Below are 15,094 nucleotides of genomic sequence, written 5' to 3' on the forward strand. Positions count from 1 at the left end.
TACCTGCTCAATTAAACCCACACGTCCTCGATTTGGCAATACATTATTATTATCCGCATCATAAATTCGTCCGTAGACATCGGCATCAAAGACAGTCTTACCCGATTTATTCTCAGCTTTCCCAATAATCAAAAAACACGCCGCATCTTGCGTCACCCCACCACTAGTCACCGCACCCTTGGCAACTTCCGCCGAACAATCCTTGTAGTCAACATTTGACAAAGTAATCGGCGTAATTGCTAAAGCATTGGGGGCAAATATCCATGTAGACATCGATAAAAGGATCGCAGCAGCAAATTTAACAAAAGTACGAATTAGCATGGTGAGGATGGCAAAATTAATGGGGTGCGCGACTGACAACGATTGGGGGTTTCAAGTTTCTATCGAAAAATTTAATTATCTGCTTGGTGCATTTTCACGGTCGGGTTCCCCGACCGAAAATACATCCGCAATTATTAATTAATTTAAAACCATTGTCCCCCATTGAAGCGCGAATAAGGTGAGAGAATACGCAGTAGGGAATGAGCGACGATCGAACTCAGCAGACTAAAGCTAGTATAAAACCCGATGAATCCAAGGAGATTAAAATTAGCTATGTCGATCCCAGGTAATCCAACTATCTTAATTACCGTCACCAAGAATATTCCTTCCCAAACGGCACCACCCAATTGCAACAAACCATTCCAATCTCCATCCCAGCGCAACCGTTGTAACTGATGATAACAAAAATCCCAGCCCAATCCAAATAGTCCGAGGTATAGCAACGTTAGCAGTGTTTGTGCCGCGATCGATGAACTCGATTTTACGGCCATCGAGATTATGAATAGTATCCCAACTGTAGCCAATAACAAAACTCGAATTTGCCAACGACCAAACAGAGTAAAGGTCATGATGTACTTTAAAGAGTATCGATCGAATTAAAATATTTTTTATTTAATTTAATCTCAGTTTATATAATAACACCTGTCAACTATCGATCGTCACTGCGAAGGGGAGACTCTCCCGATCGTGCTTTGCAGATATATGAGTACAGTTTCTGGCGTGGCTGAATCGATTTATGGTTGTCTATTTTTGAGATCTACCAGTCACCCAGTCTCCTCGTCTCCCTCTCTCCCTTCTCAAAACTGGTCAAACACCATCTCCAGCTACTACACTAGAGATACCGCGTTGGAGAGCAGCATATCGAGACAATTTACGGCAACTTACAAGGATTAAAATCCAACCAGATTAAGCAACTACGAAAGTTGTATAATCAAAGACTACCAGGCGATCGATTGACTACTCCAGAATTTGCCCAGCAGCTAGCCGCGATTAGTGCTCAAGTTGGCGATCCGATTACCGTGTATATCAATCGGCGCGGACAAGTGATCCGCTTGGGAGTTGGAACTCCTCATCAAACTCAAATTCCACCACTAGAACTCCCGCGTTATGGTGCGGAACGGTTGAGCGGAATTCGCTGTATTTCTACCCAACTAAAACCCGATGTTCCTAGTGACAGTGCGCTGACATCAATGGCGTTGCAACGATTGGATGCACTAGTGGTTCTAAATATCACGGGTAGCGGCTTTACCAAACGCGGCGGCGGAGCGACGGGATATATTCAAGATGCCTATCTCGCGCATTTGGTGCCGCATCCAGAGATTAATTGGACAATTTCGCCACCTTTGAGTTTAGACGATCTTAGCGATCGAGATTTTCTCGATCTCGTTGATGGAATCGAGAGTGAATATGCGCGAGATGTTGCCAATCAGAACGTCGCTGATGATACCGATCGAGTAATATTAGTTGGGGTCAAAACTGACTTTGTGACGACACAGCGATTTACTGATGGATTGGAAGAGATTGTTAAATTAGTCGAAACCGCAGGCGGTGAAGTCCTGGAAACTATCCAGCAAAAACGATCGCGTCCCCACCCTCAAACCGTCGTTGGAGAAGGGAAAATTCAAGAAATCGCCCTCGCAGCTCAAAAAATTGGGGCCAATCTGATCGTCTTTGACTGCAATCTTTCCCCCAGCCAATCCCGCAACCTGGAAACCCAAACAGGCATCCGCGTAGTCGATCGAACTGAGGTAATCTTAGATATCTTCGCCCAACGCGCTCAATCTGGCGCAGGTAAATTACAAGTCGAACTAGCCCAACTCGAATACATGCTACCTCGCCTCACTGGTAAGGGTCAAGCTATGTCCCGCCAAGGCGGTGGTATCGGTACCAGAGGTCCTGGAGAGACTAAACTGGAAACCGAACGCCGAACTATCCAAAAACGGATTTTGCGGCTCCAGCAAGACGTAAATCAGCTTCAAGCACACCGTTCGCGGCTGCGCCTCCAACGTCAGCACCACGATATCCCCTCTGTTGCCTTAGTCGGTTATACCAACGCCGGAAAATCAACCCTGCTGAATATCCTCACTAACTCAGAAGTTTACATCGCCGACCAATTATTCGCCACCCTCGATCCCACTACCCGCCGCTTTCAGGTACCCGCCAGTAATGAAGGCGACTTACGCCAAATCTTACTTACCGATACTGTTGGCTTCATCCACCAACTACCACCACCCCTAATGGATGCTTTCCGCGCCACCCTAGAAGAAGTCACCGAAGCAGACGCGCTGATCCATCTAGTTGACTTATCCCATCCGGCATGGCACAGTCATATTCGATCGGTCATGGGTATTCTCGGTGAGATGCCGATCGCCCCGGGGCCGTCACTGATCGTGTTTAATAAGATCGATCGGGTGGATGACGATCGACTTGCTGAAGCTACGGAAGAATTTCCCAATGCGGTCTTTATCTCTGCTTCAGAACGCTTCAATCTAGAGACGCTCCGCCAGCGGATCGGACAGCTCATCGCTTATACCGTCCCAGCTTAGTTTATAAATATCGCGAACCGTTGAGAAGCAAGGAGTACGAGCATCTTTTCCCCCTCCCCGCTCTACTCCTAGTTTTATACCTAAATCTAGCAACGCCCGATCTACATCACAGACAACTTGCATATCTTGAATCATGACTTTATAGTTACCTTTTGACCTTTAGACTCAGGAGTATAAACGTTAAGCTATTCTCATGTGTACTTGAAAGAACTCTAATTAATAATGTAGTTTCCGAAGAGCATACAGGGTGGTTTGGTTTAGCGTGTGGGGTCGGTAAGCATTTAATTTTTTACGATCGGCTCCTCTCCTTTTTCTTTCCAACTAATTAATTAACTTCAGTTTCTCCTGGCAACCTGTCGGAGAGTTATAATTTTTCGCAAAGCGATTTGTCGCAGAGTCTGTTAGCGGCAGCGTAACTCACCTTTGCGGCTCGAGTAGTGCTCTTATGCTAATGCTTCGCGAGAGCAGTTTTTGGTTTCTAAGGACAGGCTCCTAGCGGAGAGGCTACCTGTGCTGAGCGTAGACGAAGTACGCCAATGAGTTAGGAGTTACCTAGAGACTTTAGTCGTTGGCGTTACTAGAACAGAGCGAATAACTTTAACCCGTGCCACCCTGAATTCCTCCTAGATTTAATCTAGGAGGAATTATTTGCATTTTCACAAGATGTTTGTTACAATTCTTAATAAGAGATAACAAAAAACTTTAAAATCCAGCAATAACAGCCGAGTCGGTGACAAGCCGCGATATGGCACAGGTTTTTGTCAGAGTCTAAGGAACGAGTTTTCTCCTCCCAACACAGCTAACGCACCAGCCGATAATTAATCTGCTGGTTTTTTATTGGGAAATTTAGACTCCAAATAATTTCTTCGCAGCCCGTTCGCTTCTGGCTTCGGCTGATTCCATTACTTCCGACATTTGCTCCAACATTTCGCCAGGATGATTTTCTAACACCCTGGTAGAAAGTGAAATTTTGCCATTAGCCTCATCTAGATCGATAATCATCGCTTTAATTTCTTGGCCGATCGTGAAAATCTTATCACAAGCTTCCACTCGATTTTCACTAATTTGCTTGATGTAAATCAATCCAGTATTACCATTAAACTCGACGAAGGCACCGAAGGTTTTAATTCCAACGATGATGCCACTAACTAATTGACCACGTTCTAGTTGACTGAAGCTTGCCGTCCGAGTTGCTTTGCGTTGAGAGAAAACTAATTTGTTTTTTTCCTTATCAGCTTCAATGATAATACCTGGAATCGTTGTACCGACTAGAGATTCATGGTCTCGTTCGACCAGTTGCGATCGTGGAATAAAGCCCCGAATCCCCTGGAAGTTAACCGTTACTCCACCCTTATTCACCCCAGTCACCCGCAACTGAACTGATTCTTTATTACTCTGCATTTCATCAACTTGATTCCATGCATATTTTGCTTGTAATTGTAGTTTGGATAGCGTAACTTGCCCATCGGCATTTTGTTCGCGAATAATTAGGAATTCTTGCTCGTCACCGATTGGGACTAATACCGATAAATCTGCTGATTCATCCGCCGCAACTTCCGCCGCCGGAACGAATGCTAACGATTTACCATTAATATCTACATAGATACCATCGCTATCATAACTATGAATTTTACCCCGCACTAATTGGTCTTTTTCAAAACTGACTACTTCAGCATCTAAAGCTTTAGCAAAGTCGTCCATTGAAAAGATTTCGGCTGAGGTACTTTTAGTCTTATTCATTAAATTAGAGGGTAGGTGGTAGGGGCTAATATCGCAATTTCGGCGATCTGTGCGGGGAGATTGCTGGTATCATCAATTCCCAAGAGCATATATATGGTACCCGCGATCGAGCCTGTTTGACTCATAGATCTATGAGTTCGATGGATTTGGACTATCGGTATCGACAGAAGGGAGAAGGGGGAAAGGCTGATGATTAGCCCACTTAATTAGTTTTCTTTAACTTTTAACCTTTCCCATTCCCCTTGCGATTGGCGCAGTAGTATCAGTCTGCCAGAATACGTAAATTCACGTAGTATTTTTGGTATTAAAGAACGTTAGCTGAAACACTCGAAGTTTGGTAAGATGGAACTCATATATACATTATTCTCCTAAATTATTATGCTAACTGTCAAATATTTGCCGATCGAATTCAGGTCGAACTAAATCTACCGATCTTTTGTTCATTAATCGATTAATCGATGGTTGTTTGACGCTCCAATCCTGTTGCCATCATATTTACAGCCAGAAAGTTAAACTCTATATCTTTAAATTAACTCGCTAAACTTAGCACCAAGGTCATGTCTTCAGGTATCTGAACATCTATGGTTGGGTAACTCCTAGCCTTAGACGGTTGCGCCAAACTATTTGAGCCAACTCCAGGTTGCCAAGATATTAGATCGATCTACTTTAACTTATAAAAAATAACTAGGTACTAATTATAATGTTTTCTGCCGCTAACCGTCTCTCCATCTTTGTGGACGGTAATAATATGTTTTATGCCCAACAAAAAAATGGGTGGTTTTTCGATCCTCGGCGCGTGCTAGAGTATTTCACCAAAGAACCAGAGCTAATGCTCATTAACGCTTTTTGGTATACTGGATTGAAGGATGCTCAAGACCAACGCGGCTTTCGAGATGCGCTGATCAGCCTGGGTTATACTGTCCGCACCAAGATCCTCAAGGAGTATTACGACGATACTTCCGGTCGCTACTCCCAAAAAGCGAATCTGGATATTGAAATTGTGGTCGATATGTTTAATACTGTAGATCAGTACAATCGTGTTGTGCTGTTTAGTGGTGATGGTGATTTCGAGCGGGCGATCGAGCTACTCAGGTCTAAGAATACCCACATCACCGTCATATCGACAGAAGGTATGATTGCCAGAGAGCTGCGAAACGTGACGGACAGGTATATTGACCTGAACGATATTCGCGATCGAATTGAAAAAGTTGATTCCCTATAGGAGAACCAATTACAGTGTTAGAACAACAACCAAAAATAATAATGCAGTTCACTTTATTTGAGTTACTAGTGCTTATTTAGGTGACAGAAAATATTAACTAGCGATCGATCTCTAGGTAGTCGAGAGTAGATAATTAACCTCGATTCCAATATGTCTGTCACCTTAAACATATGCACGGTAAAGATCCCCGACTTCTCCAAAGAAGTCGGGGATCTGGTAGTCCGACAAGTAACTTTTATCATTATTATTTTTAGGTATCTAACATCATGACCCAAAAACCAGAAGTAGATCGCGTAATTATTTTCGATACCACATTGAGGGATGGCGAACAGTCCCCAGGTGCAACGCTAAATGCTGATGAGAAGCTGACAATTGCCCGACAACTAGCCCGCTTGGGTGTTGATGTAATCGAGGCTGGTTTTCCCTACTCTAGTCGGGGCGATTTTGAAGCAGTGCAACAGATTGCCGATCTTGTAGGTACGCCATCTGGCCCGATTATTTGTGGCTTGGCACGAGCGAGCGAAAAAGATATTAAAGCAGCGGCAGAAGCTCTAAAACCTGCTGCAAAACCCCGAATTCATACTTTTATTGCTACGTCTGATATTCACCTGGAATATAAACTCAAGAAGACGAGAAAAGAAGTTTTAGAAATTGCGGGAGAAATGGTTGCTTATGCCAAAACTTTCGTCGATGATGTCGAGTTTTCGCCAGAAGATGCCGGACGCAGCGATCCAGAATTTTTGTATACAGTATTAGAACGGGCGATCTCCAATGGAGCGACGACTGTTAATATTCCCGATACGGTGGGTTATACAACTCCCGCCGAATTTGGCGCGTTAATTAAAGGCATTAAAGAAAACGTGCCGAATATTAATCGAGCAATTATTTCCGTTCACGGACATGACGATCTGGGATTAGCTGTTGCCAACTTTTTAGAAGCAGTAAAATATGGGGCACGGCAACTGGAATGTACGATTAACGGCATTGGCGAACGAGCGGGAAATGCCTCATTAGAAGAATTGGTGATGGCTTTACACGTCCGCCGTCAGTATTTCAATCCATTTTTAGGTCGTCCCGTCGATTCGGCTGCACCATTGACGAATGTAGATACTCGCCAAATCTATAAAACTTCTCGCTTAGTATCTAGTCTAACTGGAATGATCGTCCAACCGAATAAAGCGATCGTCGGTGCGAATGCTTTCGCCCATGAATCGGGCATTCATCAGGATGGAGTCTTGAAAAATAAACTCACCTATGAGATTATGGATGCTCAGTCGATCGGGTTAACTGATAATCTCATTACCTTGGGTAAATTGTCCGGTCGTAACGCTTTCCGCACTCGGTTGGTAGAATTGGGTATCGATTTATCCGAAAATGATCTCAATAAAGCCTTCTTAAGATTTAAAGATGTCGCAGACAAGAAAAAAGAAATTACCGATCGAGATCTAGAAGCAATTGTTAATGATGAAATCAAACAAAGTCCCGAAATCTTTATCCTCGATCGAGTCCAAGTAGCCTGCGGCGATCGCGCTCAACCCACCGCAACTGTTACCATCAGAATGCCCAACGGCGAAGAATTGACCGATGCCGCGATCGGCACTGGTCCCGTAGATGCCATCTACAAGGCGATTAACCGCGTCATCGACGTTCCTAACCAATTAATCGAATTTTCGGTTCAATCGGTCACAGCGGGCATTGACGCGATTGGAGAGGTGACAATTCGCCTCAAGTACCAGGACTATACCTATTCCGGCTATGCTGCTAATACTGACATTATCGTCGCCTCCGCCCAAGCTTATATCAATGCTCTCAACCGTTTGTATGCTGCCAAAACTAAGCTGGAGGAAGCAGCCAGCCAGTTGACAGTTGCGAGTTGAAAACCTGAATAGAACGCTTGTGGGTTCAGATCCCCGACTTTTCTAAAAAGTCGGGGATCTAGCAGTAACGTTGAAAAGTTATCGATCGAGCCTGGAATTGCTACTACTCCAAATGGGCGTTGTTGGATTGGATTTCATGAATTGCCCTTAACTCAATTACTGCGCTATCATCTATGCTCGAACTACCAAATAACTAGAGTGGGTTTAGACGTAACTATCTGTCCGATATCTGTCGATGAAATCGATGCTATTTTAAGCTTAGATCGCTTATGCTTTGGAGGGTTGTGGTCGATCGATAGTTATCGGCGTGAATTAACAAATGACAATAGTCATTTCCTAGGGATAACAGTTAAATCAACGTTCGATCCAGAAACACCAGGACTGATTGGTTTCGGTTGCTTCTGGGCGATTCTAGACGAGGCTCACATCACATTACTTGGCATTCATCCCCAGTATCAAAGACAAGGATTAGGACAAATGCTCCTATGTGCATTACTCGATAAAGCTAGATCGATTGAAATGGCACGAGCAACCCTAGAAGTTCGCGCCTCTAACGATGGGGCAATTCACCTCTACGAAAAATACGGCTTCCAAACTGTCGGGCGCAGGAAAAAATACTATCAAGATACCGGAGAAGATGGTGTAATTATGTGGCGAGGTGGTTTACTACATCCACATTTTATGCACATAGCTAAAAATCTAGTTTAATTTTTGTCCGGTTTTGTACCTGCGGGGAGTAAACGTAGTAATCGTAGTATACAGATGGTGACAACCAGACTAAATTATATTTTCCAGTCAGTAAGATAAAAGCCTAAAGCTAATAGTAATCCACTCACAAAATGGAGCCGCACAGCCAGATATTTACAGGTACGAACGATATCTGGTCGATCGTGATACTCTTTGACAAATTGAGTTAATTTAATCGCCAATGGCAGACTAAGAAATACTAATAGAGTGGCGATCGGAAATAACCCACTAATTATACCAATTGCTGTGAATATATAAATGCTTGCAGTACTCCATTCGAGTACTCTTACTGCCATTTTCGTCCCCATTCTGACAATTGGTGACAGTTTTCCTGCTGCTAAATCGTCTTTAACTTGATGAAAATGGGAACAAAATAAAATTAGACTTGTAGAAATACCAATAATTAAGGAAGCTGTTAAATTAGCGATCGACCAAGATTGGATCTGACTATAATAAGCGGCACTCAAAGCCAACGGTCCAAAACAGATCGTACAAATCACTTCCCCTAAACCTTGATATCCCAATCGAAATGGTGGTCCTTGGTAAGTATAGCCCAAAAAACAACATAATAAAACAATCGCTACCACAGTGATATCTTGTTGCCACCAAGCAATTGTCCCAATTCCCGAAATACCTAGCAATAAAAATAGGTTTCCCAACCAAAACATCAGATTGCGATTTCCCGTTAAATTTACCACTGACTCAGCTTTATTCACATCAATTCCAGTATCGCTATCAAACACATCATTGCTAATATTCAACCAAGCAATTATGGAGATCGCCGATGCCAAGAAAGCACCTAAAATATGAAGATCTATCGATCGAGCCTGGGCATAAGCAACCGCAGAACCCACCGTAATTGGGATAATCGCGACAGTATACATCGGCGGCTTAATTGCTGCTAACCATAACTTCGATTTGGGTTGTTCGATCGACTCAACTATATTCATATTTGTGAACGGGAAGTGAGCATGAGACTGCAATCTATACCTAATTAGCTATAGCACGATTGCCAATTCCCCCATTCTTCGTCACAAAGAAAATTAACACGCCAGAATTGAGGAGTGTGGGGAGTGTGGGGTGGCTGGTTGTGTTACAGTGATTTTTATTTCCTTTACCTTTACCCTATCCCCTTTCCCCAACTTCCCCTTCTCGAATCATGAGATTATTGTACGATAAGCTATAAGAGAGAATTTTTATCTAAATCGATATGCAGGTTGCAATTGTTGGTGCGGGATTGGCAGGCATGGCTACAGCCATCGATTTAGTTGACGCGGGACATGAAGTCGAGATCTTTGAATCGCGCCCCTTTGTCGGCGGTAAAGTTGGCAGTTGGATGGACGCAGATGGCAATCATATCGAGATGGGGTTGCACGTCTTTTTTAACAACTATGCCAATCTCTTTGCCCTGATGCAGCACATTGGCGCGACGGACATCTTTTTGCCCAAGGAACATGTTCATAACTTCATTAATGCGGGTGGGGAGATTGGCAAGCTGGATTTTAGATTCTTCCTCGGCGCACCTTTTCATGGCTTGAAGGCATTTTTTACAACCCAGCAATTGACGATTGTCGATAAACTGCGAAACGCTCTGGCTCTGGGGACTAGTCCAATCGTCCCAGGGTTAGTTAGCTATGAGATCGCCATGAAGATGATTCGCGATCTCGATCGAGTCAGTTTTGCAGACTGGTTTCGCTCTCATGGTGGTAATAATCATAGCTTACGCCGGATGTGGGACCCGATCGCCCTAGCCCTGGGATTCATTGATACGGAGAACATCTCAGCACGATGTATGCTGACCATCTTTATGATGTTTGCCTCGAAAACGGAAGCATCAAAATTGAATATGCTGGTAGGCTCACCCGCCGAATATCTCCACAAACCGATCGTCAACTACTTAGAAAGCAAAGGTGCCAAAATCTATACCCGTCGCCAATTGCGGGAAATCAAATATACAGGCGAAGGCAATAATATCCACATTACAGGATTCGATATTGCCAATGGTGATACCGTCGAAACGATCGTTGCTGATGCTTATGTTTGCGCGTGCGACGTGCCGGGTATTCATCGCATCATACCAACAAATTGGCGCGAATCGACATTTTTTGATAATATCTTCAAACTCGTCGCAGTTCCCGTCGCGACAGTGCAACTTCGCTTTGATGGTTGGGTCACAGAAATGAAAGATAGTGCCGAACGAAACCAATTAGACCATGCCGCAGGGCTGGACAATCTGTTGTACAGTGCCGATGCCGATTTTTCCTGTTTTGCAGATCTCGCCCTGACCAGTCCCGCCGATTATTATCGCGAAGGTGAAGGTTCGCTCCTCCAAGTGGTGCTGACTCCTGGAGAACCATTCATTCCCATGAAGAATGAAGACATCGTCGCGCATGTGATTAAGCAAGTCCACGAACTTTTCCCCTCGGCACGCGCATTAAATGTCACTTGGTCGAGCGTAGTCAAACTCGCTCAATCTCTCTACCGCGAACAACCAGGAATGGACCCCTTTCGTCCCACCCAAGCGACCCCAATTAACAACTTTTTCTTAGCAGGTAGCTACACGGCTCAAGATTATATTGATAGTATGGAAGGAGCAACAATTTCTGGAAAACAAGCCGCACAAGCAATTCTCGCCAGCTTTAGGGATTAGGCTTTAGGTAAAGGGTAAAGGAAATATAAACGAATCCCCACCCTCTCCACATTCCCACACCCCCACACCTATACCCCCCACACCCTTATGTCAGAATGGTTAGAACATAGCGTTCAAATTGAAGTTGCTGCACCGATCGAGCATGTATGGAGTCTATGGCAAAATATTGAGTTGATGCCACGTTATTTTAAATGGATCGAATCAGTCCACATCCTCGAAGATAGTCCCGAACTTTCTCGCTGGAAGCTGGGGACTAGGACGTTTGAATTTACTTGGTTATCACGCATTCTCCAGGAGATTCCCAATCAAATTATTCAATGGGAATCAGTTGATGGATTGCCCAATCGCGGAGCGATTAGATTTTACGATCGCAAGGGCAGCAGTATTGTGAAACTAACTGTTGCTTATGCTGTGCCAGGAATTTTAGCAATGTTGATGGACAATGGTTTTGTCCGCAATGTCGTAGAATCAACGCTCCAAGCTGACATGGAGCGGTTTAGGGAATATGCAATGAAGGAATTACCCGTCGATCGACAATGACAACATCAAAATTATCGGACATTTTACAACCGCCATTTGATTGATTTTGCCAAAAAAATGGGTAGGCTATCTGCAGTCACCCCGAACTGCACACCCTCTCTTGTTTATTTCCCATGAACACCCACTCGCACTTGAGTTCGCAATCATCGCCAGTTGAGATCTCACCCATAGAGTATCGACAGCGAAAACTAGTGTCATTAGACTCAAAAAGTCATATGGCAAAGGGTTTTACCCTAATTGAACTTTTAGTGGTGATTGTGATTATTGGCCTTCTGGCCGCAATTGCGATGCCGAATTTTCTTAAGCAAGCAGTTAAGGCAAAACAGACAGAAAGCAAGCAGAGTATCTCATTAATTAACCGCGCTCAAGCCAGGTATCGAGTCGAAAATAATAGCTTTTCGAGTTCTTTCGACCAATTAGCTGTTGGGATGAATTTGATCGGAACCACTACGACTAGCACTACTAACTATGTCTACACGCTAGATATCCCAGACCCTCAAAATCAAGCGACAATTGCCGCTCAATCGGTTGACGGTGCGGTTAGGTCTTATACAGGTGGCAACTTACGTTATAACTATGCCGGACAAACCTTAATTGCTGGATTGGTTTGCGAAACAATTGCTCCAGGTTCTTCCGCATCAGTTGTCGTCTTTAACACGACATCAATGAGTTGTCCCACTGGCTATCAAGAATTAAATGATACCGCAACGGGCAACTAATTTTAACTGGCGTAGACACTGCCATCTGGCATGATTGCACCTGTAAGATTAGCACCAATAAATCTCACGGTCATTCTATTTCCAACCTTAATCCGTGCGCCAGTAAGATCGGCACCAGTAAGATCGGCACCACTGAGATCGGCACCAATCAGATTCGCTTCACGCAAATTGGCCTTACTCAGATTAGCCTGAAATAAATTTGCTCTAAATAAATTGGCCTTATGAAGATTCGCACCATGCAAATTGGTACCATGTAAGAATGAATCCTGGAGATCGGCATGACTGAGGTTGGCATTACTCAAGTTTCTGCCTGATAAATCGCGCTCATTTAGGTCTGTACCGCTCCAGTCTACCCCGCTCAAATCTGGACGTTGATGGGGAGTACGGGCGGGTGTTTTGGTTTGTTGCTGACGATTTTGCGTGTTGGTAGATTGAGGTTGCTGGTATCTTGGCGGTTCGGGCGATTCGACTGGTTGTTGCGCAGACTGACGGTATTGTTGCGAGGGATCTTGTTTGGGTGGGGAGGATCGGCGTGGCTGTGAATTTTGACGTGCCGATTCCCGCTCTGTTCGGGGAGCAGAGTTGCTGGAGGATCGAGGTGATGTACTATGACTCTTGCTGCCATTACCGTTGGATTTACTGGCTTGATACTCGCGCAATCGATCTCGCGCATTGTTAATTTCTTTGAGTTTTGCTTGTGCTTTTTCCTGTAAACGGAGACTATCCTGAGGCAATCTGTCGGGGTGCCAAACCAATGCCAGATCCTTATGTGCCTGGTTCACCTCTTCTAGTGAAGCTCCAGGCTCTAATTCGAGTGCTTTGTACCAACACTGTAGATCTTCATTCATCTATCTAAAATAGCACTACTAACAATGAAGATGGCTCTACTCATAGATTAAATTAATATTCTTTGGTGAAGTATCCTTATCTTCCGAGGAATGTTGAAACTCACAGAATCTCTCAAAGCATTGTTGAAAGAGACAGCAGAGCGGTTGTCCTGGCTTGATTAATAGCTATATAGACAGAAGCAAACAACTAGTGTACAATTATAGATTGTGGTCTAAAACTTACAGCTTTCAAGCTGTGACTGCGGGTAAATCGGCTGAAATAGATACTAAGTGGCTTGCTACTCCAGTCTATCCAGCATTAACACGATTCCCAATTGATACCTTGTCCCTTGTTAAGTGAAAACTTATTGCCCGCGACGCATCTAACAATTTGTGCGAAAGCATACAAAATAGATGCTAAAGTTAAGCTGGATTGGTAAAAACAAGTCAAACCCACAGATGGACGCGCCTGCCGGTGGAAGTCCATCAAAATCCTGATGTCTCAAATATAAGGAACTCTATCTAACCGTGTCTATCGGTATTCTCGGCACCAAACTCGGCATGACCCAAATTTTCGACAAAGAGACAGGGAGAGCAATTCCTGTCACCGTCGTTCAAGCAGGCCCATGCACCATCACTCAAATCAAAACTAAAGCGACCGATGGCTATAACTCCATCCAGATCGGTTTTGATGAAGTCAAAGAAAAAGCACTCAACAGACCAGAACTCGGACACCTCAAAAAGTCGGATGCTCCACCACTGCGTCACCTCCAAGAATTTCGGGTAGATAGCACTGACGAGTGGACACTCGGACAAGAAATCAAACCAGATCTTTTCACTGTCGGTCAAATTATCGACGTTACAGGTAACAGCATCGGTAAAGGTTTCGCAGGTTGGCAGAAACGTTGGAACTTTGCGCGTGGACCAATGACTCACGGTTCCAAAAATCACCGCGAACCTGGTTCGACTGGTGCTGGTACCACCCCTGGTCGTGTCTATCCTGGTAAGAAAATGGCAGGACGACTAGGTGGCAAACGGATCACGATCAAGAAATTGGTAGTAGTCCAGATTGATGTCGATCGTAACCTCCTCTTGATTGAAGGTTCCGTTCCTGGCAAACCTGGCGCACTACTGCGGATCGTCCCAGAAGTAACCGTCGGTAAGTAATCACAGTAAGTAGAAGCGAAATAGATAGTTATGGCTAATTGCGTCATCCGCAACTGGCAAGGCGAGGAAGCTGGCTCTGCCACCCTCGAATTGGCTGTTGCAAGAGAAGAAAATGCTTCTCACATCGTTCACCGTGCCCTAATTCGGCAGACAAACAACGCTCGTCAAGGTACAGCTTGTGCCAAGACTCGCGCCGAAGTACGCGGTGGTGGACGCAAACCTTGGAAACAAAAAGGAACTGGACGCGCTCGTGCGGGTTCGATTCGTTCTCCACTATGGCGTGGGGGTGGTGTGATTTTTGGACCAAAACCCAAAGATTACAACATGAAAATGAACCGTAAAGAGCGGAGACTCGCTCTACGGACAGCATTGATGAGTCGGATTGAAGACATCATCGTAGTTGCTGACTTTGCAACCAATGTAGCTCAACCAAAAACCAAAGAGTTCGTCCAAGCGATGACTCGTTGGGGTGTCGAAGCTGAGAGCAAAGTACTCATCATCGTTTCGGAAGTAGAAGACAATACTTTATTGTCGGTTCGGAACATTGCCAAAGTTAAAATGATTTCTGCATCAGGACTCAACGTATTCGATCTCCTCAATGCGGATCAGATTGTTGCTACGGCTGAAGCAATCGCCAAAATACAGGAGGTTTACAATGACGATTAGAGTTGAAGACCGTGACTTACCAGATTTAATTCGGAATGTCATCGTTACTGAAAAAGCAACGACCATGATGGA

General features: G+C 44.4%; 15 protein-coding genes and 1 pseudogene. 10 read left to right on the top strand and 6 right to left on the bottom strand.

The window, feature by feature from the left end; genetic code table 11:
* Nucleotides 1–360: hypothetical protein (locus RMO55_RS17600; protein ID WP_310428674.1), on the bottom strand; the 360-nt coding region annotated here is incomplete at its 3' end.
* 104 nt (nucleotides 361–464) lie between these two features.
* Nucleotides 465–890 (bottom strand): hypothetical protein, encoded by a 426-nt coding sequence (locus tag RMO55_RS17605; protein WP_310428677.1) that lies wholly within the window; start codon nucleotides 888–890, stop codon nucleotides 465–467.
* A gap of 291 nt (nucleotides 891–1,181) precedes the next feature.
* Between RMO55_RS17605 and hflX the strand changes: the two genes are divergently transcribed.
* On the top strand, nucleotides 1,182–2,867 hold the full coding sequence (hflX, locus tag RMO55_RS17610; RefSeq protein WP_396134384.1) for a GTPase HflX: 1,686 nt from the start codon (nucleotides 1,182–1,184) through the stop codon (nucleotides 2,865–2,867).
* Nucleotides 2,868–3,713: 846 nt separating this feature from the next.
* Here hflX and RMO55_RS17615 read toward each other — a convergent pair.
* Nucleotides 3,714–4,607 (bottom strand): S1 RNA-binding domain-containing protein, encoded by an 894-nt coding sequence (locus tag RMO55_RS17615; protein WP_310428680.1) that lies wholly within the window; start codon nucleotides 4,605–4,607, stop codon nucleotides 3,714–3,716.
* Nucleotides 4,607–4,732, bottom strand: a complete 126-nt coding sequence (locus RMO55_RS17620; RefSeq protein ID WP_310428683.1) for a hypothetical protein — start codon at nucleotides 4,730–4,732, stop codon at nucleotides 4,607–4,609. Before RMO55_RS17620 ends, RMO55_RS17615 begins: the two co-directional genes overlap by 1 nt.
* Nucleotides 4,733–5,307: 575 nt before the next feature.
* On the opposite strand from RMO55_RS17620, the gene RMO55_RS17625 reads away from it, so the two are divergent.
* From RMO55_RS17625 to rimI, 3 genes are all read left to right on the top strand, one after another.
* Nucleotides 5,308–5,829: an NYN domain-containing protein gene (locus RMO55_RS17625; protein ID WP_309733960.1), complete on the top strand. Its 522-nt coding sequence runs from the start codon at nucleotides 5,308–5,310 to the stop codon at nucleotides 5,827–5,829.
* Between the two features lie 266 nt (nucleotides 5,830–6,095).
* Complete coding sequence (locus RMO55_RS17630; RefSeq protein WP_310428685.1) at nucleotides 6,096–7,706, top strand: 2-isopropylmalate synthase; 1,611 nt, start codon at nucleotides 6,096–6,098, stop codon at nucleotides 7,704–7,706.
* A gap of 198 nt (nucleotides 7,707–7,904) precedes the next feature.
* Nucleotides 7,905–8,414 (top strand): ribosomal protein S18-alanine N-acetyltransferase, encoded by a 510-nt coding sequence (gene rimI, locus RMO55_RS17635; protein WP_310428687.1) that lies wholly within the window; start codon nucleotides 7,905–7,907, stop codon nucleotides 8,412–8,414.
* Nucleotides 8,415–8,488: 74 nt separating this feature from the next.
* On the opposite strand, the gene menA is transcribed toward rimI, so the two are convergent.
* On the bottom strand, nucleotides 8,489–9,403 hold the full coding sequence (gene menA, locus RMO55_RS17640) for a 2-carboxy-1,4-naphthoquinone phytyltransferase (protein WP_310428689.1): 915 nt from the start codon (nucleotides 9,401–9,403) through the stop codon (nucleotides 8,489–8,491).
* A 260-nt stretch (nucleotides 9,404–9,663) separates the two neighbouring features.
* Here menA and zds point away from each other — a divergent pair, with 260 nt between their 5' ends.
* The 4 genes and pseudogenes from zds to RMO55_RS17660 all read left to right on the top strand — a co-directional run bounded on the left by zds (nucleotide 9,664) and on the right by RMO55_RS17660 (nucleotide 12,362).
* Nucleotides 9,664–11,103, top strand: a complete 1,440-nt coding sequence (gene zds, locus RMO55_RS17645) for a 9,9'-di-cis-zeta-carotene desaturase (protein ID WP_310428691.1) — start codon at nucleotides 9,664–9,666, stop codon at nucleotides 11,101–11,103.
* 87 nt (nucleotides 11,104–11,190) lie between these two features.
* The gene (locus RMO55_RS17650) at nucleotides 11,191–11,643 is read left to right on the top strand and encodes an SRPBCC family protein (RefSeq protein WP_310428693.1); all 453 of its coding nucleotides are present in this window, start codon (nucleotides 11,191–11,193) and stop codon (nucleotides 11,641–11,643) included.
* 215 nt (nucleotides 11,644–11,858) lie between these two features.
* Nucleotides 11,859–11,927 (top strand): annotated as a pseudogene (locus RMO55_RS17655) (type IV pilin protein); the annotation flags it as partial.
* Nucleotides 11,928–11,930: 3 nt separating this feature from the next.
* The gene (locus RMO55_RS17660) at nucleotides 11,931–12,362 is read left to right on the top strand and encodes a type IV pilin-like G/H family protein (protein WP_310428701.1); all 432 of its coding nucleotides are present in this window, start codon (nucleotides 11,931–11,933) and stop codon (nucleotides 12,360–12,362) included.
* Between the two features lie 2 nt (nucleotides 12,363–12,364).
* Here the strand turns inward: RMO55_RS17660 and RMO55_RS17665 are convergent, their stop codons facing one another.
* The gene (locus tag RMO55_RS17665) at nucleotides 12,365–13,210 is read right to left on the bottom strand and encodes a pentapeptide repeat-containing protein (RefSeq protein ID WP_310428695.1); all 846 of its coding nucleotides are present in this window, start codon (nucleotides 13,208–13,210) and stop codon (nucleotides 12,365–12,367) included.
* A 507-nt stretch (nucleotides 13,211–13,717) separates the two neighbouring features.
* Here RMO55_RS17665 and rplC point away from each other — a divergent pair.
* Together rplC and rplD are read left to right on the top strand one after the other, a co-directional pair.
* Nucleotides 13,718–14,356: a 50S ribosomal protein L3 gene (gene rplC, locus RMO55_RS17670; RefSeq protein ID WP_310428697.1), complete on the top strand. Its 639-nt coding sequence runs from the start codon at nucleotides 13,718–13,720 to the stop codon at nucleotides 14,354–14,356.
* A 30-nt stretch (nucleotides 14,357–14,386) separates the two neighbouring features.
* Nucleotides 14,387–15,022 carry a 50S ribosomal protein L4 gene (gene rplD / locus RMO55_RS17675; protein ID WP_310428699.1) on the top strand — a complete coding sequence of 212 codons (636 nt, stop codon included), beginning with the start codon at nucleotides 14,387–14,389 and terminating at the stop codon, nucleotides 15,020–15,022.
* The last annotated feature ends 72 nt before the right edge of the window (nucleotides 15,023–15,094 follow it).

Source organism: Chamaesiphon sp. VAR_48_metabat_135_sub, assembly GCF_031418915.1.
In the GTDB taxonomy this organism is placed as follows: Bacteria; Cyanobacteriota; Cyanobacteriia; order Cyanobacteriales; family Chamaesiphonaceae; genus Chamaesiphon.

Excerpts from the sequence above, each read along its gene's own strand:
- RMO55_RS17605 (WP_310428677.1), bottom strand. The coding sequence starts at position 890 with ATGACCTTTACTCTGTTTGGTCGTTGGCAAATTCGAGTTTTGTTATTG.
- RMO55_RS17615 (WP_310428680.1), bottom strand. The coding sequence starts at position 4,607 with ATGAATAAGACTAAAAGTACCTCAGCCGAAATCTTTTCAATGGACGAC.
- RMO55_RS17620 (WP_310428683.1), bottom strand. The coding sequence starts at position 4,732 with ATGAGTCAAACAGGCTCGATCGCGGGTACCATATATATGCTCTTGGGA.
- RMO55_RS17625 (WP_309733960.1), top strand. The coding sequence starts at position 5,308 with ATGTTTTCTGCCGCTAACCGTCTCTCCATCTTTGTGGACGGTAATAAT.
- RMO55_RS17630 (WP_310428685.1), top strand. The coding sequence starts at position 6,096 with ATGACCCAAAAACCAGAAGTAGATCGCGTAATTATTTTCGATACCACA.
- menA (WP_310428689.1), bottom strand. The coding sequence starts at position 9,403 with ATGAATATAGTTGAGTCGATCGAACAACCCAAATCGAAGTTATGGTTA.
- zds (WP_310428691.1), top strand. The coding sequence starts at position 9,664 with ATGCAGGTTGCAATTGTTGGTGCGGGATTGGCAGGCATGGCTACAGCC.
- RMO55_RS17650 (WP_310428693.1), top strand. The coding sequence starts at position 11,191 with ATGTCAGAATGGTTAGAACATAGCGTTCAAATTGAAGTTGCTGCACCG.
- RMO55_RS17660 (WP_310428701.1), top strand. The coding sequence starts at position 11,931 with ATGCCGAATTTTCTTAAGCAAGCAGTTAAGGCAAAACAGACAGAAAGC.
- RMO55_RS17665 (WP_310428695.1), bottom strand. The coding sequence starts at position 13,210 with ATGAATGAAGATCTACAGTGTTGGTACAAAGCACTCGAATTAGAGCCT.
- rplD (WP_310428699.1), top strand. The coding sequence starts at position 14,387 with ATGGCTAATTGCGTCATCCGCAACTGGCAAGGCGAGGAAGCTGGCTCT.